18 protein-coding genes are annotated in these 23472 nt (G+C 46.7%); 10 read left to right on the top strand and 8 right to left on the bottom strand.

Annotation, left to right across the window (positions count from 1 at the left end; translation table 11 throughout):
* Window positions 1-2 precede the first annotated feature (2 nt).
* Window positions 3-1661, bottom strand: coding sequence for an amino acid permease (locus WBG78_RS10980; protein WP_337326469.1), 1659 nt, complete (start codon window positions 1659-1661; stop codon window positions 3-5).
* A 109-nt stretch (window positions 1662-1770) separates the two neighbouring features.
* On the opposite strand from WBG78_RS10980, the gene WBG78_RS10975 reads away from it, so the two are divergent.
* The 3 genes from WBG78_RS10975 (at window position 1771) to WBG78_RS10965 (ending at window position 5911) form a co-directional block, all read left to right on the top strand.
* Window positions 1771-2403: a 3'-5' exonuclease gene (locus WBG78_RS10975; RefSeq protein WP_337326468.1), complete on the top strand. Its 633-nt coding sequence runs from the start codon at window positions 1771-1773 to the stop codon at window positions 2401-2403.
* A 5-nt stretch (window positions 2404-2408) separates the two neighbouring features.
* Window positions 2409-2978: a GDP-mannose pyrophosphatase NudK gene (gene nudK, locus WBG78_RS10970; protein WP_443092778.1), complete on the top strand. Its 570-nt coding sequence runs from the start codon at window positions 2409-2411 to the stop codon at window positions 2976-2978.
* Window positions 2979-3184: 206 nt separating this feature from the next.
* The gene (locus WBG78_RS10965) at window positions 3185-5911 is read left to right on the top strand and encodes a glycoside hydrolase family 78 protein (protein ID WP_337326467.1); all 2727 of its coding nucleotides are present in this window, start codon (window positions 3185-3187) and stop codon (window positions 5909-5911) included.
* Window positions 5912-6488: 577 nt separating this feature from the next.
* Here WBG78_RS10965 and WBG78_RS10960 read toward each other — a convergent pair.
* The gene (locus WBG78_RS10960; protein ID WP_337326466.1) at window positions 6489-7250 is read right to left on the bottom strand and encodes a S1/P1 nuclease; all 762 of its coding nucleotides are present in this window, start codon (window positions 7248-7250) and stop codon (window positions 6489-6491) included.
* Between the two features lie 94 nt (window positions 7251-7344).
* Between WBG78_RS10960 and WBG78_RS10955 the strand changes: the two genes are divergently transcribed.
* Genes WBG78_RS10955 through WBG78_RS10935 form a run of 5 tightly spaced genes read left to right on the top strand, consistent with a single transcriptional unit; the run spans window position 7345 to window position 12267 of the window.
* A complete protein-coding gene (locus WBG78_RS10955) occupies window positions 7345-8142 on the top strand; it encodes an RMD1 family protein (protein ID WP_337326465.1) in 798 nt (265 codons plus the stop codon).
* 13 nt (window positions 8143-8155) lie between these two features.
* Complete coding sequence (locus WBG78_RS10950; protein WP_337326464.1) at window positions 8156-8908, top strand: peptidase-C39 like family protein; 753 nt, start codon at window positions 8156-8158, stop codon at window positions 8906-8908.
* Window positions 8877-10325 (top strand): RimK family protein, encoded by a 1449-nt coding sequence (locus WBG78_RS10945; protein WP_337326463.1) that lies wholly within the window; start codon window positions 8877-8879, stop codon window positions 10323-10325. Before WBG78_RS10950 ends, WBG78_RS10945 begins: the two co-directional genes overlap by 32 nt.
* Window positions 10325-11572: a carboxylate-amine ligase gene (locus WBG78_RS10940; protein WP_337326462.1), complete on the top strand. Its 1248-nt coding sequence runs from the start codon at window positions 10325-10327 to the stop codon at window positions 11570-11572. The genes WBG78_RS10945 and WBG78_RS10940 overlap by 1 nt, the downstream gene beginning before the upstream one ends.
* Window positions 11569-12267: an N-formylglutamate amidohydrolase gene (locus WBG78_RS10935; protein ID WP_337326461.1), complete on the top strand. Its 699-nt coding sequence runs from the start codon at window positions 11569-11571 to the stop codon at window positions 12265-12267. Before WBG78_RS10940 ends, WBG78_RS10935 begins: the two co-directional genes overlap by 4 nt.
* 95 nt (window positions 12268-12362) lie before the next feature.
* Here the strand turns inward: WBG78_RS10935 and WBG78_RS10930 are convergent, their stop codons facing one another.
* The 4 genes from WBG78_RS10930 to hemA all read right to left on the bottom strand — a co-directional run bounded on the left by WBG78_RS10930 (window position 12363) and on the right by hemA (window position 15818).
* Window positions 12363-13259, bottom strand: coding sequence for a TraB/GumN family protein (locus tag WBG78_RS10930; RefSeq protein ID WP_337326460.1), 897 nt, complete (start codon window positions 13257-13259; stop codon window positions 12363-12365).
* On the bottom strand, window positions 13252-13863 hold the full coding sequence (locus WBG78_RS10925) for a hypothetical protein (RefSeq protein WP_337326459.1): 612 nt from the start codon (window positions 13861-13863) through the stop codon (window positions 13252-13254). The genes WBG78_RS10930 and WBG78_RS10925 overlap by 8 nt, the downstream gene beginning before the upstream one ends.
* A 5-nt stretch (window positions 13864-13868) precedes the next feature.
* Window positions 13869-14351 carry an RNA polymerase sigma factor gene (locus WBG78_RS10920; protein ID WP_337326458.1) on the bottom strand — a complete coding sequence of 161 codons (483 nt, stop codon included), beginning with the start codon at window positions 14349-14351 and terminating at the stop codon, window positions 13869-13871.
* 204 nt (window positions 14352-14555) lie between these two features.
* Window positions 14556-15818 (bottom strand): glutamyl-tRNA reductase, encoded by a 1263-nt coding sequence (gene hemA / locus WBG78_RS10915; protein WP_337326457.1) that lies wholly within the window; start codon window positions 15816-15818, stop codon window positions 14556-14558.
* A 235-nt stretch (window positions 15819-16053) separates the two neighbouring features.
* On the opposite strand from hemA, the gene WBG78_RS10910 reads away from it, so the two are divergent.
* Window positions 16054-17028, top strand: coding sequence for a helix-hairpin-helix domain-containing protein (locus tag WBG78_RS10910; RefSeq protein WP_337326456.1), 975 nt, complete (start codon window positions 16054-16056; stop codon window positions 17026-17028).
* A gap of 70 nt (window positions 17029-17098) precedes the next feature.
* A complete protein-coding gene (locus tag WBG78_RS10905; protein WP_337326455.1) occupies window positions 17099-21127 on the top strand; it encodes an AAA domain-containing protein in 4029 nt (1342 codons plus the stop codon).
* Window positions 21128-21186: 59 nt separating this feature from the next.
* Here WBG78_RS10905 and WBG78_RS10900 read toward each other — a convergent pair whose 3' ends face one another.
* Together WBG78_RS10900 and WBG78_RS10895 are read right to left on the bottom strand one after the other, a co-directional pair.
* Window positions 21187-22212 (bottom strand): glutamine synthetase beta-grasp domain-containing protein, encoded by a 1026-nt coding sequence (locus WBG78_RS10900; RefSeq protein WP_337326454.1) that lies wholly within the window; start codon window positions 22210-22212, stop codon window positions 21187-21189.
* Window positions 22213-22272: 60 nt separating this feature from the next.
* Window positions 22273-23454, bottom strand: coding sequence for an outer membrane beta-barrel protein (locus WBG78_RS10895; RefSeq protein WP_337326453.1), 1182 nt, complete (start codon window positions 23452-23454; stop codon window positions 22273-22275).
* Between the last annotated feature and the right edge of the window lie 18 nt (window positions 23455-23472).

Genomic DNA, 23472 nt, shown 5'->3' with positions numbered 1-23472 from the left:
AATTATCTTCCCGGAGCGAGCTTGCTCTTCCAGAACCCGTAGCAAAAATATACAATCAGGCCGAATGCCATCCAACCAAAGAACACTATCCAGCTTCTGGCAGGGATTTCGATCATCAGGTACATGCAGCAGAGCATGCCCAGAACAGGTATTAGCGAAAGTTTCCTGAGGAAAGTGAAAACGGTAATCACTGCACTAATGGAAATAAAGATGAGAAACAGTATTTCCTGATGAGCCTCATGCGTGAAATTGGTGATGGCTTCAATGAAGCGGAGCCGGAATGTGTACATAAAAACTATAAACAACATTGGTATCACCCATTGTCCATTGATATAAGGCAGATTGAATCCTTTTGTGCCTTTTTCTTTAGGTGGCAGCGCCAGTACACCTCCACAAACAATGGCAAAGGCAAACAGGGTTCCAATGCTGGTAAGGTCAGTCATCAATGCGCTTTCGATTAACAAAGCGGGGATGGCGACAATTATTCCGGTGACAACAGTTGCAAACCCTGGGGTATGAAACCTGGGATGTATTCTTCCGAAACGCGACGGCATCAGGCCGTCGCGACTCATGCTCATCCATATCCGGGGTTGGCCAATCTGAAAAACCAGGAGCACGCTGGTTGCAGCAACAACAGCACTAACCGACACAAAGAAACCGATCTTGTTGAGATCGATCTTCTCAAATACATAGGCCAACGGATCGGCTACTGCCTCGAACTCAGAATAGTTAACCATACCCGTAATAACCAGAGTTACGATTACATAAACGAGCGTACAAATGATCAGAGAATAGACCATTCCTCTCGGTAAGTCACGCTGCGGGTTAGCGCATTCCTCAGCTGTCGTAGATATGGCGTCAAATCCGATATAGGCAAAGAACACTGCCGAGACACCCTTCAGCACACCTGAAAATCCATTGGGCATGAACGGACTCCAATTGTTAGTATCGATGTAGAAAAGCCCAATGACAACTACGAACGCAAGAACGACGAGCTTAAGTCCGACCATAAAATTTGCGCTCGAGCGACTTTCCTTCATTCCAATGTAAGCCAGTATCGTAATCAGGATTATAATAATGAAAGCAGGTAGATTACAGATGAGCTTGTAGCCAGCGATGATGGGCGCCGTTGTCCAAGCCATTCCGGCGGTGGGTGAATTGCTTTCAAGAGCTGATTCATAGAGGCTTTTCGCCGTTGCCGGGTCGGTCGCCAGCCACGAGGGAAGGTTTATTCCTGCACCCTCCAGCAGATTAACAAAGTAGCTGCTCCACGAGATGGAGACAACGACATTGCCAATAGCGTACTCCAGTATCAGTGCCCATCCAAGGATCCATGCGATGACCTCTCCAAAAGTTACATACGAATAGGTATAGGCACTTCCGGCTACGGGAACGCGGGATGCAAACTCGGCGTAGCAAAGGGCGGTAAAACCACAGGTCACCGCAGTCATAAGGAAAAGAAATACGACACCGGGGCCTCCGTCGTAGGCGGCCTGTCCGATAGTTGAGAAAATACCAGCCCCAATGACGGCCGCAATGCCCATTGCCGTCAGATCTTTGACGCCCAATACCTTGCGGAGGCCAGCCTGTCCATGAGCTTCTTCGTGAGAATCGTGTAAAATTGTCGAAATAGGTTTCTTTCTGAAGAGCGGACTGGGCATTCAACTACGGGATTAGGAATGGCTCAAAATAGTTGATTTTTTTGACTTAACTTAGCACGACCGTGTAGAGGTATTTTTTAACAGAACTGGGATTTATCGATTTTTTTTAATGCACGTAACGGGAGATGAGCAGCAGAAGGCACCGCATCCTGAGCTGAAAATAACCATCACTTCAGATGAATTAAACGCCCTGCCACTGAGAGCATTTGTGGGCAAAGTCAACGTAGTCACGGATCCTGAGAAAATAGGTGCCGTGGCTCGGGAGATAGAAAAGCATCGTATTGTAGGATTCGACACAGAAACACGCCCCAGTTTTAAACGGGGACAGTTTTTCAAAGTCGCCTTGCTTCAGCTTGCTATTCCTGACAAAGTCTTCCTGATAAGGATTCATCAGACAGGACTGCCGAAGGAGATCATATCAATTTTCGAAAACGCCGATATCATCAAGGCCGGCGTTGCAATTCACGATGATATAAAGGCGCTTCAGAAGATCATGCACTTTGATCCGGCTTCATTCATTGAATTGTCGACAATGGCCAAAGCATCAGGGCTTCAGGTTGAAAGCGTGAAAAAGCTGGCTGGCCTGCTACTGGGGTTCAGGATCTCGAAGAGTGCTCAAACCTCCAACTGGGAAGCTTCAACTTTGACTGAAAAACAAATTGAATATGCGGCGACAGACGCTTGGGTATGCCTCGAGATATACAGACATCTCAAGGGACGAGCGGTTCAGGTTGCTCAATAATAAGTATGAATGTAAAGATCCTCAATAAAGAAATTCTTTCCGCGAACTGGTACAAACTCTATAAGTACACTTTCGCCCTCATCGACAAAAACGGTGAGGAACATGTTCAAAGCCGTGAAGCCTATGATCGGGGCAATGGTGCCACTATCCTGCTTTACAATCCTTCAAAGCGCACTGTAATTCTTACGGAGCAATTCAGATTGCCCACGCTGGTAAATGGCAATGAGTCAGGCATGCTTATAGAAGCATGCGCCGGGCTTCTCGATCTTGACAATCCTGAGGAATGTATTCGTCGCGAAACAGAAGAAGAAACAGGCTATCGCATTCAGCAGGTGCGAAAAATATTTGATCTCTATATGTCGCCAGGATCTGTTACCGAGATTCTTCATTTTTTTGTCGGTGAATACACACGCGATCAAAAGGTGAGCGAGGGTGGCGGTGTTGATGAAGACGAGCGAATTGAAGTGCTGGAATTGGATTTTAATCGCGCCTGTGACATGATCAAAACAGGGGAAATCCGCGATGCGAAAACCGTGATATTATTGCAATACGCTCGGTTGCACAATCTGATGTGATATTCAAACAGTCGAATATGATGTTCAGAAGTGCTATGTGACACTAAGCCCTAGAATGCACCGGAGACAACAGGTAGGTTGCTTGTGCAGAAGTCACTAGTATTACCGCGCACCTGGCCGTTGTTTGTTGTGAGTTGATGTACCTATCAACAACTGCTTTGCGCATAGCTGTCTTGGCAAATCTCAACTCTCAATATTCGATTCTCATGCGTACGCTCATCCTTGTATTGATTGCGTTTTGTTCGGTTACCACATTTGCTCAAAAGAAGCTGCAGGTAACAGACCTGACCTGTGAACATAAATCAAATCCAATAGGCATCGATACGAAGGTCCCGCGTTTCAGCTGGAAACTTGTATCCGCTCTGCGCGGCGTCAAGCAGCAGTCCTACGAACTACGGGTAGGAGAGGATCCGGTTGCAATTGTAAAAGGAGAAAAGATCATCTGGCAAACAAATCTTGTCAATTCCGACCAGTCTGTACTCGTGCCATACAACGGTCCGGCTACCGAATCACGCAAGCGCTACCACTGGCAGGTAAGAGTGGTTGATAACAAAGGAAACTCTTCTGGCTGGAGTCCTGTACAATACTGGGAGATGGGGTTAGTAACATCCGGCGATTGGAGCGCTAAATGGATCAATGCTGATATTCCCGGAGACAGTGCCGGACAACCCGCGCCAATGGTCCGGCGTGCTTTTGAATTGGCGAAATCAGTCAAGCAGGCAAGATTGTACATAACCGCACATGGCATCTATGAAGCCTATATAAATGGGGCCCGTGTCGGTGAACAATTTCTTACTCCTGGTTGGACGACATACGGTAAGCGTCTCCAGTACCAGGTATATGACGTGTCGAAAATGTTAAAGAAGGGAAGCAATGCAACCGGCGTAGTGTTGGGAGATGGTTGGTACAGGGGCTGGCTCGCCTGGGAGAATAATAAGAACATCTATGGCAAGTCGCTTGGGTTGCTATATCAGCTTGAAGTTGAATACACCGACGGCACGAAGGAGATCGTGACCTCGGATAACGAATGGAAAAATAACACCGGTCCCTATACACGCAACGGCATATACTATGGTGAGGCTTACGATGCACGGTTGGAGAGCAAGGGTTGGAGCGAACCAGGGTTTGATGAACAGGGGTGGAGTGCAGTAAAGCTGAGCGATGAGAGCAAGGACAATCTGATCGCTGCTTATGGTCCTCCCGTTGAAAAGCATGAAATCTTCAAGGTTCAGAAGATTATCCACAATAAGAAAGGCGAGACAATTGTAGACTTTGGTCAGAATCTAGTGGGATGGATTCGACTTACCGTGAATGGCAAAGCGGGGGACAAGGTCACCATACATCATGCAGAGGTCCTTGACAAGGAAGGCAACTTCTATATCGACAACCTGCGTGCCGCCAAACAGGAGATTGTATATACGCTTAAGGGCGGAGGTCAGGAAGTTTACGAGCCAAGGCTTTCTTTCTTTGGTTTTCGATATATAAGGGTGACTGGCTTTCCGGGCGAGCTAAAGGCAGAGAACCTGGAAGCCATCGCGTTATATTCTGACATGGCGCCGACAGGAACATTTACGAGTTCAAGTCCACTGTTAAATCAGTTACAGCATAACATTCAATGGGGACAAAAAGGAAATTTCGTTGACGTCCCCACTGACTGTCCGCAACGCGATGAACGGTTGGGATGGACTGGTGATGCTCAGGCCTTCTGCCGTACTGCCACGTACAATATGAATGTAATGGCCTTCTTCAATAAATGGCTGCAGGACCTGTCGGCCGAACAGGACGAAGAAGGCCGCGTGCCATTTGTTATTCCAAATGTATTGGGAAAAGGCGCAGCGGCATCAGCGGGCTGGGCAGACGCGGCAACCATCATTCCCTGGAACCTTTACCGGGCTTATGGAGATCAACGCATACTGGAACAACAGTATGAAAGCATGAAGAAATGGGTAGGCTACATGGACAAATCCAGCATGCAGGGATTGTGGAATACAGGATTCCATTTTGGAGACTGGCTGTTCTATCGGCCATTCGATGATAACGACGGCCGGGCGGCTGTAACTGACAAGTATTTAATTGCTCAGTGCTTCTGGGCACACTCAACACAGTTGATGATCAATGCGGCTACTGTGTTAGGTAAGAAGGAAGACATAGCATTGTATACTGACATGCTTAAAAAGATCAAGGAAGCATTTATGCGGGAATACATGACGCCCAGCGGACGACTCGTTGCAGGAACTCAGACCGCGTATGTGCTGGCATTGAATTTTGACATGCTACCCGAAAACCTGAGAGCCCAGGCAGCAGATCGCCTGGCGAAAAATGTGAGAGATTATGGCAACCACCTGACTACCGGTTTTCTGGGCACTCCTTACTTATGTCATGTGCTCACAAGATTCGGCCACACAGATATTGCCTATGATCTGCTGTTACAGGAAACGTATCCATCGTGGCTATATCCTGTGAAAATGGGTGCGACCACCATATGGGAACGATGGGATGGAATGAAGCCCGATAGCACATTTCAAACACCCGGCATGAATTCCTTCAATCACTATGCCTATGGTGCGATAGGTGATTGGATGTATCGTACGGTCGCCGGACTTCAGGAAATGCAGCCAGGTTACAAGGAGCTCTCCATGGCGCCGAAGCCGGGTGCAAAGTTGACTAAGGCGGTGGCGGAATATATAACTCCCTATGGAAAGGCAAAGTCTTCCTGGGAAATAGCTGATGGAAAAATGAAGATGGAGGTAACAGTTCCAGCGAATACAACGGCCACACTAGTGCTCCCTTCCGCGTCCGGAAAAAAGATTATTGAAAAGGGCATTGATATCGGAAAGGTCAATGCCATCGGCCAGTCAGGTAGTGAAGGCAATGATGTGATATTGAAAGTTGGCTCAGGTTCGTATGTCCTGGAGTATCCTTTTAAGCGATAGCTGAGGTTTCCAGCAGCAAATCACGCATGCAATAACATACCTGGTCTTCGTGATGTCATCTTACCTTAACGAGTTGATCTATTCGCTTTAGCACGCAACTTTAGTTAGGATCTGGCTGTGATCCTGTACATCCGCCGGCATGGCACAAAGATGCAACTATCCGGAATATGACTTTCACTTAATTGTAGTTAAGCGTAGTTAACTGCAGTTAACTGTAGTTAAGTAGGAGGCAACGTCAACGAAGCCCGGGCAATTCATAATGGAAGCTCATGCAGAGTCTATAGAAGTCTAAGCAGAGTCTATAGAAAGTCTATAGAAAGTCTAAGCAAAGTCTATAGAAAGCCTAAGCAAAGTCTAGAGAAAGCCTAATGAAACCCTATGCAGAGCTTAGTGAAAGTCTACGGCTATCAGACGTCTACCGTACGGTTAGCCTAAGCGCAGCAGCCACAAAGCCTGGACAGAGTGGCCAGCGAGCCTAACCAACGCAGCCAGAAATCACAAAAAAGTCGCAGGCTTGTTCGCCCTATTTGTCGGCCCTGAGGTAGATTCCAAAATCCGTTAGATCCAGCCGTTTCTGTTATTTATAGATATCGTTAAGCAGGCCGGCAAGTCGGATGCCCGCTTCCTGGATTCGCGTACGAATGAGAGGAAAATTCCTGTATGAATAGGCGTAACCAAGGCGACCATCGCCATAAGCATATACTTGTTGGCGATAGTTCATGCTTTCATTTGCCCAATCGCGGACATTTGTTGACTGCATCCTTTTGATAGCAGCATCGTCGACATTGTTTACCGATTCGGCAAGCTCGGTATAACTGAGACGAGTATCGTCGATCATGTCGCTGTCCCAAACGCGGTGAAGATTGCTATCGGTACGGAACCAGGTAACGCGGACATCGTTCCCTCCGCGATCAGTGCCACCTCCGACGTGTAATGGCATATGCAGGTCACCTACGAGGTGAATAAGAATCTTAATACGCTGAGCTTCTTCCGAAGGGTTGAGCTTCCCCGATTTAAGCTCCTGAATTACCCTCTCCAGAGTCTGAACGACGTCTCCGTTTGGATTCTTGGTGCTCTGATCATAAGACTCACCTTTTTGAATAGTGACCCAATGCCAGTCGGCCATATAGTCGAATGTACTGTCCGAGCGCACATCATCCATCCATGTGCTGGCCATCGCGAGAGATTGACCCTGTAAAATTCTTTCCAGTGCTTTCTTCGCCTTCTTCGTAAGATGTTTCTCAGCTACGAGGCCAGTGGCACGATGACCAGTCGGTCCCCAGGCAAGAGTGCAAACGCTTGTTGCCAGGCAAAGTATAAGTGTGATAATTTTCCGCATACGAGTCTAATCAGGTGGCAAGGTTACCAAATTTGTTGTCGTCCTGATTATCCGGGGCATTAAATTATATTTATATCGGAACAGGCCCGTAATTATGCCACAGACGGTAAAACTTTTTGCCTTTCTCGTTGCCAATCAACTCGATATCAAAGGCATAAAAACCTTTCTGGATATCAAACCAGTGGCGGACTCTTCGTCTGAATTATACTACCGTTTTGGAGCAGATAAGTTTCAGTACTACTTCAATTTCGGTGTTGTTGTCTTTGCCGGCTACTCCGAAGACGAAATGAAGTGGGCGATCAAGACGGTTGTGACATTTCAAAAGAATCCCCTTACTGTGCCGCTGCGCGACGACTACGAACTGGAGGTTAGGGAGGGCGAACCCATCATCTTTGATTTCAACCGGCTCGTGTTGAATAAAATGGAGGAACGAGTTATGCGTATCGCCATGTTCAACCTGGCACAGTCGGTCGCGCTGGATCATTATCACGGAGTGACGGAGAACCTTCTGACCGAGGTCAAAGGCTTCGCCAACCAACTAGAGCAAACGGGCAGATTGAAAATCAGCCGAAAGAACATGATGCGCTTTATCGGCCGAGCGTTGAACACGCAAAACGATATAGCGGAGAACATCTATATTTTTGATGCGCCGGATCTGGTGTGGGAAGATGAATTTTTAGATCGACTTCATCAGGGACTGAGCAAACATTTTGACCTGAGAGTTCGTTTCAGTGAAATTGAATATACACTCCGGATAATTGAAGACAATCTGCGTGTGTTTAGCGAAATTATTAACCAACGCGAGAGTAGTTTGTTGGAATGGATCATCATCATTCTTATTCTCGTGGAAGTATTTGATCTGTTGATCACCAAACTTCTTAAGCTTACATGAGCGAACGCCGGAGATGAAGAAAGAACTGGTACTCGGTTTCGATATTCAGGCACAACCCGATGAGGTAACGTGCGGCCCTACCTGCCTGCAGGCGCTTTACAATTACTACGGTGACAACGTGCCGCTCACGGATGTGATCCGCGACGTTCGCAAGCTCAAGTTTGGCGGTACCCTGGCCGTTATGCTGGGGCACCATGCGCTTCTCAGAGGCTATAAGGCCCATATCTATACTTATAACCTGAACGTGTTTGACCCCACCTGGTTCAAGAGCTCGTCAAAGAAAATGATCCAGCACCTGCAGGCACAGATGGAGTTCAAACATAAACGCAGAAAGCTGCTGGTTGCATCCGAAGGGTACATAAAGTTCCTGGAAGCCGGTGGCGAACTTCGCAATTCCGAGCTTGACGAAGATCTGATTAAGGATTATCTGCGACAGTCAGTTCCAATACTTACTGGACTTAGTGCCACGTACCTGTATGGCACTGCCCGCGAGATCCCACAGTTTGACATTTACGATAGTATTAAGGGAGAGCCTGCAGGTCATTTTGTCGTGATTACAGGCTTTGACGAAAATAAGGAGATTGCTTACATCGCTGATCCGATGGAGCCCAACCCACTGGGTAAGGGCCAGGTATATGGCGTGAGTTTTAGAAGATTGATCAACAGCATTCTGTTAGGCATCGTAACGTACGACGCAAATCTGCTGATCATCGAGCCAAAAGAAAAGAAGAAAAATGCCAAAGCTAATAGTAGTAGAGAATCCTGATAAATGGAAGTTTAGCCTTCAGGATGTAGAGGTGATCACGCCGTCAAAATACATCTCGGGGGAGTATCCGGCCGAGACGCGGGGATTGAAAGTGATCAACATGTGCAAGTCATATCAATACCAAAGCCTTGGCTACTATGTTTCCTTACTGGCTGAGGCGCGCAAGCATAAGGTGCTTCCTGGTGTATCGACAATCCAGGACCTTCGCTTCCCTTCCATTCTGCGTGAGGAGTCGCAGGATTTTGATGATCTCATTCAATCTTCTTTCAAACATGTAACGACTGACAAGGTCGAGTTTGACATTTACTTTGGGATCACGCAGCAGGAGGAACTGAACAAGCTGGCGAAGCAACTTTTTCAATATATCCAGGCGCCTTGTTTGATCGCGACTTTCACGAAGCGAAGCAAGTGGGTGCTGCAGAGCATCAAGCCTCTAAGCCTTGGAGAGGTTCCGGATGAAGACAGGCAATTGCTGAGAATGGCTGTTGAGCGGTATCTGCTGCGGAAACGCGACATTCTTCCGGACCGGAAAAAGTACGATATGGCCATACTGGTTGATCCCAACGATAAAAATCCTCCTTCTAACGAGAGAGCTATACAAAAATTTATCAAAGCGGGGGATACTGCTGGATTTAACGTTGAAGTAATCACCAAAGATGATTTCGATGAGCTCATTCAGTATGACGCGTTATTCATTCGTGAAACTACTTTCGTAAATCATCACACGTTCAGATTTGCAAAGAAGGCGCAGTCACTTGGACTGGTGGTGATCGACGATCCCGAGTCGATATTGAAATGTACAAACAAGGTTTACCTCAATGAGCTGCTCACGGCAAATCGGATACTGACTCCGAAGTCATACATCGTCAGCAAGGACAATTACAAAACGATGTCGACGCAGCTCCCTTATCCTTTTATTCTGAAGGAGCCCGACGGTGCCTTTAGCAAAGGCGTTTTCAAGATCAAAGATGAGGAACAGTACAAGCAGGTATGCAAGTCAATGTTTGAAGAGTCTGAGCTGCTCATTGCGCAGGAGTTCCTGCCCACTACCTTCGATTGGCGCGTAGGTATCATTAATGGCAAGCCATTGTATGTTTGTAAGTATTTCATGGCAGCTTCTCATTGGCAGATCATGAACTGGAACGCCAGTAAGAAGGAGCAGGAAGAAGGCGCTGTGGAGACGATTTCCGTCGACCAGGCTCCAGCAGGGTTGATCCGAACAGCCTTAAAGGCGACCGCTCTTATAGGCACGGGGTTGTATGGTGTGGATATTAAAGAGGCCGATGGTAAATTCTACGTCATAGAAATCAATGACAATCCCAATATTGATGCTGGACTGGAGGACAAAGTATTAAAAGACAAGTTGTACTCGAAAATCATGGACGTATTTATCAATAAGATCAAAGAAGAGCGATAATGGCAGAACCTACAAGGATTCACATTTTTCAGGCGTATGGCGTTGAGCTTGAATACATGGTTGTAGATCGTGACACACTGCAGATACGTCCGATCACGGATGAATTACTGAAGCATTTGTTAGGATCATACGAGAGTGACTACGTAAATGGCCGGGTCACCTGGTCGAACGAACTGGTCTTGCATGTGGTGGAGCTAAAGTCGTCGAAACCGGATAGTGACTTCGTGGGACTCGAGGCCGCGTTTGCTGAAAATGTGTTGCAGATCAATAAGATTCTTGAGCAATGGAATGCCATGCTCTTGCCATCTGCTGCACATCCAACTATGGACCCGCTCAAAGAAACTCAGTTATGGCCTCACGAGAATAATGAAGTATACGCTATCTACAACCGTATTTTTGATTGCAAGGGTCATGGCTGGTCCAACCTTCAAAGCATGCATTTGAACCTTCCGTTCTATGACGACGAAGAGTTCGCAAAACTCCATGCTGCCATACGAATAATACTGCCGTTGCTTCCTGCAATGTGCGCAAGCTCACCGATGCTCGATGGAAAGGCAACGGGATTGCTAGACACCAGACTTAAGTACTACAAGACAAATCAGGCACGCCTTCCTTCTATAACTGGAAAGGTGATTCCCGAGGCTGTGTTCTCAAAGCGGAATTACCTTAATACGATTTATGAGAGGATCAAATCAGACATTGCACCGTTCGATCCTGAAGGTGACTTAAATCCGGTTTGGGTGAATTCACGTGGTGCCATTCCCCGCTTTGATCGGGGATCTATTGAGATCCGGGTGATGGATATTCAGGAATGTCCGCATGCCGATCTTGCTATTGCTTCACTTGTAATCGCGGTAATCAAGGCGCTTGCATCCGAGCGGCTGGTTGATAGTGAAACACAGATGCGATGGAAGACTGATGCACTGGCAGAGATACTTGACCGAACTATGGTCGAAGGCGGTGATGCGGTTATTGATAATGCAGAATACCTTGAACTCTTCGGGATCAGAACACAGACTGCAACAGGCGGCGAAGTATGGAAATATCTCCTGAAATGGTTGGTCGCTTCCGGCGATAGTTCATTGTCTACATATCAGGATGCCTACGATATCATCCTTGACAAGGGTGTACTTGCTAAAAGATTGCTTCGGGCATTGGGTCCACAGCCGGCACCGGAGGCATTGATTCGTGGCTATCGACAACTAGCAGATTGTTTGGCATCGAACAGATTGTACGATCCATTGTGAATAAATATATTCCCGTCATCACTTGTGAACACGCCGGTAACAACGTTCCGGAGCGCTTCATCCATTTTTTTTCTTCTGCAACCGAACAGCTGGAGTCTCACCTGGGGTGGGACCCAGGTGCACGCGAGATCGGTGCTTTCCTTTCTCAGCAACTGAAGGCACCATTCTATAAATGTGAATCCACCAGATTGCTAGTGGAGCCGAACAGATCTCTTAATAGTGAGAGTCTTTTTTCGAAATATGTTCAGCAGTTAACAAATGAGGAGAGGGAAGAAGTGCTCAATCAGTATTACTTTCCTCATCGCAGTGCTGTTGAAGACTGGGTTCGGTTGTCGCCCAAGCCGATACTCCACATTTCAGTTCATAGTTTTACACCAGTATTCAATGGAGTGGTGCGTGACGTCGACATCGGATTGTTATTCGACCCTGATCGCGCGCAAGAAAACAGGTTTTGTGTAGCGTGGCTTGATGGACTTCAGGACACAGTACAAGACCTTCGATGCCGGTTCAACGAACCATACAAAGGAACGGATGATGGATTCACAACATATTTGAGAACTAAGTTTCCCGACGATGAGTATCTGGGAATTGAGATTGAAATCAACCAGAAGTTTGTCGGAACTTATGACATGGATAGGGTGACATCAGCTCTGCTGAACACTCTCAGGAATGCGTTAGCCGCAGAATCTCGGTGACTACCAAACTGAAAGACCGGCTTAGATCGTCAATAGAGTCTTTTGTGATTCAGAGGCGCGCCGCAAGTTTTTGACACAAGCCCGATCGGTCGACATCAGGGATTAGTAGGAATAGACGTCACGGTATATCCCGCCTTTCGCAGCAAGCTCACCAATCCTTTTTCGCCGGCAAGATGAAGTGCGCCAACGGCAACGAATGTAGGTTGTTGACGCAGCATTCCCGGCAGAGATTCCATCCATTGCATGTTACGATCGTCGAGCAGGATAGCAGACTCTGACTTTGTATAATTTTGCTCGGCAAGCAACGACTCCAGTTTTCGAAGATCGCCGCTTCTGTAGCTTGCATTCATCTGTTTTAACTCAGCAAGAGCGCGGTCCTTGTTACGAACAAAGTCGGCTAACATCTCCGCCTGCCTTTCTATCGGGAATTGTTTAAAGAGAGCATTAATCTGGACATCGAGATTTTCAAGCCCCTTCAATTGTTTTCCCTGGCTCTTTGCAAGGCGCTGAAAGTAAAGATCCATTGGCTCACTGCCACCTTCTGATGATGGATAGTACTTCTGCTGGAGCATGACCATCATAAGGTTTTGAATCGTAGCCGGATTCATTGAATTAAAACGTTCAAGTTCCATACCGGACAATTCCTTGAACCAGATATCAATAGCTTTGTAGTCTTCGGGTGAGAGAAGCTTATCCAACGTCGTTCCTTCGAGTCGTGCCGCAAGCATAAGCTTTGTGGTAATGGTGCTGTCGAGGAGGATTTCGCCCACCACAGCATGACATTGATGAAACCCGTTAATAACACCGCTGAGACTGTCCACGAAGTGAGCACTCATCAGGTGAAATGTGCCGAATAAATACGATGGTGCGGGAAGGTCTTTGCGCTGTATTTTCCAGAACAAAGCATTCTCAACCAACTCCTGAGCCGGTACAACGGTTGGGATACATAAAAGTATCGCCGCTACATAGGAAAGGTACTTTCGTTTACCCATGAATATCCGTTAAGAGGGCCTTCAGTTTTTCAAGATGCCTTCCGTATAGTTTATTAAGAAACCACTTCACAACCCTTGTGCTTAGAACAAAGTAAAAACCAGCAAACAGCAATAATAGTGCGATGGTAGAGGGCTGCTGAAGATTTTCCAGGAATTTCTGCGTGCCTAGTTCAATTCCAACAAACATAAGCACGACGCAAAAGAATATCGGATACAGAACGGTATAGCTTCTCTGATAGAATAGAAGGTAGCCGGATAATGTATCGATGAGCGATTCGAGGTTAGCTCTTACATTGTTCGTCACGGGATTGAATCGATTCAAAACGAGAATTTTCTTTACATAGTAAAAAACGTAGAGCAACAGTGTGCTCAATATCGAAATTGATGCCCATTTGAGAGCACCAGGCCGGAGCGTTACTGCATAGCTTAGCAAGCCGAGGCTGGTTAAGGTCGTAACGATTAAGTCGACCCACACGTTGCGTTTAAGTTTATCAACGATGGACACACTCTTGCGGCTGAGCATTGATGCAATTTCGCCGGCATCCTTCGGTTGAAAGGACGGTGCGCTGCTGTTCCATATACTCTTTAATTCCTCGAGTTCCATGATTATCAGGGACACATAATTTTCTTAAGTTTTTCACGTATGCGGTTCATTCTCACCCGCACATTGTTTTGAGTAATGCCGATTGTTTCTGCGATCTCATCGTAAGGCACTTCCTCAAGAGCCATCATGATCATGGCTCTTTCAATTTCTGACAACTGACGAATCGCAGCCTGAAGTCGTTGAAGCTCTTCTTCCCCTTCGTCGGCCCAATGGTCGGAGATGTTATAGTGCAGCTCCCTGAGATCTTCTGTCTTCACATTTCGCGACTGCTTTCTAAAACCCGATATGGCGGTGTTAAGTGCAATACGATACATCCAGGTTGTAATCTTAGCTTCACCTCTGAAGGTTTTGTAAGATTTCCATAGCTGAAAGACGATTTCCTGAAACAGATCATTCCGCACGTCAGGGTCGTTCTCATACATAATACACACCTTATGTATAAGGCCCTGATGTTGATTAATCAGCTCAATGAATTCTTTCTCACCCATTACTGAATATGGTCAACGCGAGTATGTGAGCGTCTTGTAATCTGTCGAAGGTAATTAAAGAAAATTACAGCCCGTTGATGATCTTGAAAAAATGACCAGGCGATTGGCCTATAGCTTTCAATTACACGCGTCGTCCTGTACGCATAACGTAATCACCGGCAAATACAATGGGAATCATTTAAGAAGTAAGCCCATGATACAGGTCTACTTTGGAGACTTTTCGTGCTGATCTTCCAGGTTGAACAATTCGTTCAGAAGCTCAGTTAACGATTCGGCATCACCGCGTTTACATGCCGCCTTAAGCTGAAGTACGGGGTACTTAAGTATTTTTTGCATCAGCGAACGGCTCATTTCCTCAAGCCTTTCGGCCTCTTCGGGCTTTGCATTCTTAATGAATCGGGCAATTTCCTCTTTACGAATCTGCTCTAAAGTGCTTTTCAATTTTTGAATCGTAGGAGAGACAATCATCTCTTTTGACCAGTCGTCGAACTCGGCCTTAGCCTGCTCAATGATGGCCTGCACTTTTGGCACGGATGCTTTACGGCGCTCAAGAGCAACATCGGTTTTCTCGCGAATATCGTCGAGGTTATAAAGTACTACCCCGGCTATGTTATCCACTTCAGCTGCGACGCTCCGTGGCATAGAAAGATCAATGAAATACTTGTGTGAGTGAATGTTCAGCCCGTAAACCATCTCCGGAGTAATCAGAGGTTGTTGTGCTGATATTGAGCTGATGATCACATCAGCGCGCCCAAGCTCAGTTTCCAGCTCTTCAATGCTGCCGAATTCAAAACCACATCGTTGAGCAAGTGTCTGCGCTTTTTCCACAGTGCGATTGAGGATCTTAACCTCTGCGCGTGTACCGGTAAGGTTGAGACAAACATCCTGACCGATTTCGCCTACCCCTAACACAAGTATCCGCGGCTCACGTACAGCTGACATCAGGTCCTCTGCCAATTCTTTAGCCGCATACGAAATAGAAGCGGCGCCATCACGGAAAGATGTTTCCTGAACGACACGTTTATTGGCAAAGAAAATAGTGTGCAGGAGCCTGTGCAGGAACGGGCCAGCCATATTTTCGTCGGCTGTCCACTGATAAGCACGTTTTACCTGTCCGGAGATCTGCAGATCGCCAATAACCTGGGCATCGAGGCCCATCGCTACTTCGAAGAGATGCTGTACGGCTTCCTGACCATACAATTGTTGAAAATGGACCCGAAATCCGCCATCAAGTCCTTTGATCATTTCCAAGCCTCTGAAAATCACTTCGGAATAATCCTGATCTGCCAAATAATAAACTTCGGTTCGGTTACACGTGGATACCACCAGGACGTCATTGGTCGAAGCAAAATCGCGAATGAACCCCAGTAGCTTTTTGGAGCCTTCTTCATTTAGCGATACCTGCTCCCGGATTTCTACCGGTGCGGTCTTATACGTGAGGACGAGTGCTTTAAAATTCTGGGTCATCTGTTGGACTACAAAAGTACGGTCTGATGAAAAGCGAAGTATGACAAAAGTCACCCAAACATCAATTTAGAATCAGTATAAATAATGATGTGAGGACGTTCTGGAGCCTAGTACGTAAAAACCTGAAAATGAGTTGGCTGCAATCGAAAAAATAGACAGGATTTCCGGAATCATGCCCTAGCTATATTCCCATTTCAAGGGTTTAGGTTGCCCCTTGAGACTAACTGCACGTGTCATGAAAAAGATCCCGGAAAGAAAAGATCCGATAGTGAAACTATTTAGACGTACCAGACGGTGGGTGCGGTCGTTCTTTGCACTTAGCAGTTCGCAGGCCAATGGCATCATGATACTACTTCCCGTGCTTCTGGCGTTAACGTTTTCGGAGCCAGTTTGGCGATGGTGGAAGTTGAGACATTGGAAACCTGATGCAGCCGATTCAGCACGGCTCGACAGCATCACACAGGCCTGGCGTCTGGTGGCGGTGCGAATGGATTCTACTGGGAATTCGAGCCATCCTGTTGATCTTTTTGATTTCGATCCTAACACGATAGCAGGGCAGGACCTTATACGGCTCGGGTTTAATGAAAAGACCGCCAGTCGGATACAAAACTATCGAAACAAGGGAGGGACCTTTAGGTCGAAAGAGGACCTGTTAAAGATCTACGGCATGGATTCCTTACTGTATGGGAAGGTAAAGGGGCATATAAAAATTGCTCAGAAGGTTCGCCAAGAAAGGAAACCAGCTCATCTGGCCGACGGATCGAAATGGCCCTTAAAAAGCAAATGGCTGGCCCGAAAACCGGAGGAACCATTTGATATCAATATTGCGGATACAGCCCGTTTTGAGGCTGTCCGTGGCATAGGGGAAAAACTTTCCAGGCGGATCATAAAATATCGAAGTGCGTTGGGCGGTTTTGTGGAGGTGGATCAACTTTCGGAAGTGTTCGGACTGGACTCGACGGCACTATCGAACTTAGTGCGGTTGGCGTTCGTAGCCCCTGATTTTCTGCCAGATAGGATCGACTTGAATGCGGCAAATGAGGGCCAACTGGGAGCGCATCCTTACCTGAGCCGGCAGGAAGCAAAAGCTATTGTCGCCTACCGATTTCAACATGGACGATTCACTTCCGTTTCGCATCTTGTGGTGCTTCCGATGTTTGACAGCACCAAGCTGCGACGCCTTGAGCCCTATTTGAAAATAATAGAGTAGGCAAGCCTGATCGGAAGGCCTTCAAGCAAAATAGACGTGTGTGTAAACTGTTAAGATCGAATTGACGGGCATGACAGAACCTTCTAAGAATGTACTCGCTACTTATTTGCGTCGCCTCACGAACCTTTCCGGGAACAGCCGTTCATTGATGCTGCTCCGACTTCCCGGGGAGCAGTTGATCGACGTGAAGGATTTTGCCCATCTCAATGGTGAACCTTCGTTCTCGATCATCAACGCTTTGATCGCGGGACAGGGCATAAAACTTTGTCAATTGCTTGACAGTCGAATGGAAGCCAATAATGTGGCCAGCGACAAGCTTAAGAAATTGCAACGGGTGGATCGCTTTATCTTTGAAGAGACGGGATCGAGAGACTTACACGTAGGATGGCCATTTGTAAGGGGCAAGTTTATGGATGGCACGTTAATCCGCTGTCCTCTCTTGTTCTTTCCCGTTACTCTCGTAGCGGAAGGCCAGCATTGGGTACTGAATCCACGAAAAGATACAGGCATTACGCTGAACAAGTCATTTCTTCTCGCCTTTTCGTTCTTTAATGATGTCAAACTCGATGAAGAATTACTGGAAACCAGTTTCGAAGAATTTGACAGTGATAGTACAGTTTTCAGAACGCAACTGTACCAGTTGCTGAAGGACAAAATAGAAATCAATTTTAACTCCGCTAACTTTCAGGATGAGCTCCAGCCTTTCGAAACGTACAGGCGACAGGAGTTTGAGGCACAACATAGAACGGGAGAACTAAAACTATTCCCGGAGGCAGTGCTTGGAATATTTCCGCAGTCGGGCTCACAACTTGTGCCTGATTATCTCCACATGATGGAGAACCAGTCGATGCCAGACCTGGATGATTTCTTTTCCAGGAAGAACATTGATGGCATACAGCCCAATGGTTCGGCTAATGAAAGCATTAGCGAGGAGAATATCTATACGCCGTTTGTGCTGGATGCCTGGCAGGAAAAGGCGATTAAGGCAGTGAAGAACGGGCGGTCTGTTGTCGTGCAGGGCCCACCCGGAACAGGGAAATCACAATTGATCTGTAATCTTTTGGCCGACGCTATTGCATCGGGCAAGAAGGTTCTTCTCGTGTGTCAAAAACGTGCTGCGCTTGATGTGGTATATGAACGACTTGACAAAACAGGGCTTTCTGATTTTCTGGGACTGGTGCATGACTTCCGAAATGATCGCAAGGAGATCTTTCAGAAGATTGCACAGCAGGTCGAAGCAATAGAAGACTTCAAAGCACAAAACCGTACAGTCGACGTCATTCAAACCGAGAGAAAGTTTTTTCAGCTGTGCCGACGACTGGATCAGATCTCAGAGGAGCTGGAGGAATTCAAGTTTGCCTTGTTTGATGATAAGGAGTGCGGCATTGCTGTAAAGGAACTTTATCTCACTTCGAACCTGGAAGGACCTTCAATTAACATGCGGCAGGAGTATCATTATTTTCCATTCCGTGATGTTCCTAATTTCCTCCGCCGGATGAAGGCTTATGTGAAGTATGCCATCTTCATGGAAGATGAAAGATTCGTGTGGCGTGAGCGAAAGTCTTTTGAATCCTACCACGTGTCTGATCAAATGGCAATTGAAAAGACATTGATGGATATCCCACCGTACCAGAAGGAAATTTCCGGGAAAGTTGAACAAATACTCGGAATGGGACTTAATGTGGAGGACTGTGCCTCATTGTTTCAGAAAGAGGACGATATCCTTGGAATGATCAGCGTGTTGAAGGACGACGATGTTTTTCGCTTTTTCCAGGCCATGGTCGGAGAGACCGATGAAGAGACGAGTCTTGTCTGGCTGGCAAACATCGAGCGTGTGAGTCTGAATTGTTTTGGTGATAATACTCCCGAGATATCATTGCCTGCAGATCAGCTGGGGAAGTTCATTGCCTTACTACAGCAGTGTACTGAAGCGCGACGCAATCTTATTCAGTGGATAAAGTGGGAGTTGACAGGTAAAGAGAAGTTTTTGGTCAAGCGCGTGCTTGTGGCAAATGATCTGACTTATAATACAGCCGGCTTGAGAGAACTGGAACGGCGTATAGACAGCAGGTTAAATCTCGAACATAATCTTACGCAACTTAAGAACAAGAATTGGCTTACCGATGTACCCGTAAGTTATGACAAAGGCGAATTGAAGGTTTGGTTTGAGAAGCAAAAGCTGGCGATGCGCGCCAAACTGGTGTACAATACCTTGCGCGAGATAAAAGGCATCATCAATATCACCAGTTACGACCGTCAGCGATTTATAGATGTTTTTCGCGACCTTCTTAAGGTGATCAAGAATGTGCCTTCAAGACGCGAACAATGGTATCAGTATCTGACGCCCTATCAGGTGAAACAACTTGTACTGGAACCTGAAAAGCAAGATGAGTATTTAAAGGTTCTCCGACGTGACTTCGATAATTTATGTGAATATGATAAGCTAAAGGCGGAGTTGAAGCCTCACGAGCGCGATGTGATCACGCGTCTCTGCGATCACGTCAGCGGTTGGAGTGTCGATGTTATGGAGGAGTTGTTTCTTAATAGCTTACGACTCTCGTGGATTGATCACATTGAAACGAAGTATCCAATTCTTCGGGCAGTTTCCTCTATGAAAATGGAAGAACTTCAACTGCAGTTACGTGAATGTGTTGAGGAGAAGCAACGGTTGAGTAAGCAGATTTTGCTGGTACGTGTCAGAGAGAGAGTTTATGAAAGCCTGGAGTATAATCGATTGAACAATCTGGTGACGTATCGGGATCTGTTGCACCAGGTTACAAAGAAGAAAAAGATATGGCCTATTCGAAGGCTGATCGCCACGTACTACTATGAGTTGTTTCAACTGATTCCTTGCTGGATGGCAAGTCCTGAATCGGTATCAGCGATTTTTCCAATGACCGAACTGTTCGACCTGGTGATCTTTGATGAGGCTTCCCAGTGCTTTGCCGAGCGGGGACTGCCCGCGATATTCAGAGGGAAGCAGGTGGTCATTGCCGGCGACGACAAACAGTTACGCCCAAGCGAGCTTTATCAAGTCCGTTGGGATGATGATTCAGACAGTCCCGACGAAGAGGTTGATTCACTGCTGGAGCTTTCAGGCCGCTATCTGGAGACTGTTCACTTGCATGGCCATTATCGCAGCCGGTCGCTGGAACTTATCGAGTTTTCAAATACACACTTTTATGAAGGACGCCTGCAACTGTTGCCAGATCGTGAGCAGTTGAATAACGACGAACCGGCTATCGAATATCACCTCGTACCCGGCGTTTGGGACAACCACATTAATACAATCGAAGCGGATGCTGTTGTTGAGAAAGTGATGGATATACTTTCGAGGCAACCGGAAAAAGAGGTCGGTGTAGTAACCTTCAATGCGCCGCAGCAAATGTTAATCCTTGATAAACTTGAGGATCGGGCACAGCGTGCTGGTCTTCGTTTGCCGGATACTCTTTTCGTAAAAAACATTGAGAACGTGCAGGGGGATGAAAAGGATGTTATTATTTTCTCCATCGGGTATGCCCCTGACAAGAAAGGAAAGATGTCGATGCAGTTTGGAACCCTAAATACTCTGGGGGGAGAAAATCGTCTTAACGTGGCGGTCACACGCGCGCGGGAAAGGATTGTCATTGTCACCAGCATTGCGCCTGAGCAGCTTAGGGTTTCCAATATGAAGAATGATGGACCACGTCTGTTAAGAAAATACCTGGAATATGCGAGGCACGTTGGTGAAAAGAAGTTCCAGCCCCGAGCCCATTACACTGGGCACAATCCGGTTGAATGGTATCTTTCCAGTCGTCTGAAGCAGTGGAGCATGGAGCGCCTGCAAGAGTACAACTTCAATGCAAATGGATTGCCTTATACCGATATTAGTGTAGTACGCGATGGGAAGCACATCGGAGTTATTCTCACAGACGATGTCCGGTACTTTACGAGTTTATCCGCAAAGGATGTGCATGCCTATACTCCATCGTTGCTTGCGCGTAAGAACTGGAAGTATCATATGGTTTTTAGCAGGAACTTGTGGAAAGACCGACAGAGGATGGAAGAGGAATTGATGCTCTTTGTAGGCACTCAGCATCAGATTCCGGGGATAGATTAAAAAAAGAAGCCGGGCATTTCTGCCCGACTTCAAACTACAACCAGACGCCCTGAAAGTTATTAAGCGTTCACGTAAGCGGGAACACTCTTTACTGTTTTAATAATCCGTGCAGCTACTTTGTACGGATCGGCAGCTGAATTGGGGCGTCTGTCTTCCAGCCAGCCTTTCCAACCGTTTTCAACGGTTGCAATTGGAATGCGTATTGAAGCACCGCGATCTGAAATTCCATAAGAGAACTTGTCGATCGATTGTGTTTCGTGCTTACCTGTTAAGCGAAGGTGATTATCTGCACCATATACGGCGATATGTTCCTTAACGAAAGGAGCAAATGCCTGGCAAATCGTGTCATAGACATCTTTTGAGCCGGCCGTTCTGAGAACTTCATTAGAGAAGTTTGCATGCATACCAGAACCGTTCCAGTCAGTAGCGCCAAGAGGCTTGCAGTGCCAGTTGATGGCAACTCCATACTTCTCCGCAGTTCTTTCAAGAAGGTAACGTGCAACCCATACCTGATCTCCAGCGCCTTTTGCACCTTTTGAGAAGATCTGGAATTCCCACTGACCAGTAGCCACTTCAGAGTTGATACCCTCAACGTTGATACCTGCTTCGAGGCAAAGATCGAGGTGTTCCTCAACGATTTCACGACCGAAAGCATTCTTGGCACCTACAGAGCAATAGTACGGGCCTTGAGGACCAGGGTAACCTGCAGAGGGGAAGCCCAGGGGCTTATTGGTTTCCGGACTCCACAGGAAGTATTCTTGTTCGAAGCCGAACCAGAAGTCGTTGTCATCATCTTCGATAGTAGCCCGACCGTTAGAGGAGTGGGGTGTGCCATCAGGATTGAGAACCTCGCACATCACAAGGTATGCGCTTTTGCGATCCGGATCAGGGAAAATTGCCACAGGTTTCAGCAGGCAGTCAGAGGAATGTCCATCAGCTTGTTCGGTCGAGCTTCCGTCGAACGACCATCCCGGACATGATTCCAACGCGCCGTCGAAATTCTTCACGATCTTCGTTTTGCTACGGAGGCTCTGGGTTGGCTTGTAACCATCGAGCCAGATGTACTCAAGTTTTGTCTTTGACATAGGTTATCGTTTTTTGTTCTGGTGTAGATTGCCATGGTTCCCCATGGACTTTTAAAGTCTTTAGAATTTATAGACAGCAGCTAAGTTCAGGGTCGGGAACAAAGTTTTGTCTGGGGCAGTGATCGTGCCCACGTCATCCTTTTTGTAGAAAGTGTTTTCTGAAGTCTTGTCAATTCTTATTTCAGGGATGAATGTCAAGCCTCCAACTTTATAATTTCCGGAAAGTGTGAACTCCATTACGCTGCCATCGCCTGTATCTCCATCATCAAGGGCAATAATGTTGAGATGTGAGTCTTTGATTGAGAAGTATTCAGCGCGAAGACCGAGAGCAAAGTTTTCACTAAGAGTAACCTTAGGATATACAGCAATACCTGCGAAAGATGAGCTTGTATTCGTTGCTTTGTTAACTGAGGTTCCGTTTACAACTTCACCATCGCCAATCATCTGATAAGAAGCATTTACGCCGAGGTAAAATGCGTCAGTAAGGTTCCATCCGGTTGTGATGTCTGCCTGAAACAAGTTACCGCGTGATGTAGCACCGTCTCCATCAATATCTGCATCGAGAGTTCCATCCTGATCGCCATAGAGGAAGTTAAACCAGATACCACCAGCGTCCGTTGTTTTGCCGAGTTGTAAGCCGGCTGTATATGTATTTACTGGGTTGAATTCAACGATGTCAGTGGGGTTCATGATAGCAAGCTTACCCACGAATCCATTTCCCAAATCAAAATCGGCACGCAAGCCAGTATGATTGAAAGGACCCCATGAGAACAGGTATGAGGTAGAATAATGGAAGTTGACAGCTGGTGAAATCACCTCGTATCCAAGGAAGGTATTGAACTGTCCAAGGTTAAGAGTTACTGCTTTGCCTAGTTTGTAGTAAACAAAAGCCTGATTAATAATTGCCTGTCCTGAAGCTGTTCCAAATACTGCAGCTTTACCGCGGGGACCGAATACGACATCCGCTGTAAAACCGACTTTTTCACCGGCGTATGAAGCAATAAGGTTCACCATGCCAATTGAAAAGCCTTTTCCATCTGCGAACGATGTGTTAGGGGCGACGCTTCCGTTGTATCCGCCGTCACCATCGCTAGGGTATCCGTTGCGCAAACCGAATGATGAGTGGAAATAGGTATCAACCGAGCCTCCGAATGTGAACCTTGTTGAATCCTGCCCGTAGGCACTTATCGACAGACCTATCACAGCCAGGCACGAGAGTGCACGTAAAAATCTAAAATTCATAAGTGTGTTGTTTGGTTT

This window comes from Chryseolinea sp. T2 (genome assembly GCF_037203685.1).
Taxonomy (GTDB): domain Bacteria; phylum Bacteroidota; class Bacteroidia; order Cytophagales; family Cyclobacteriaceae; genus Chryseolinea.
Note: the sequence above shows the minus strand (reverse complement) of the source record. Positions and strands in the feature narration are given on the sequence as shown.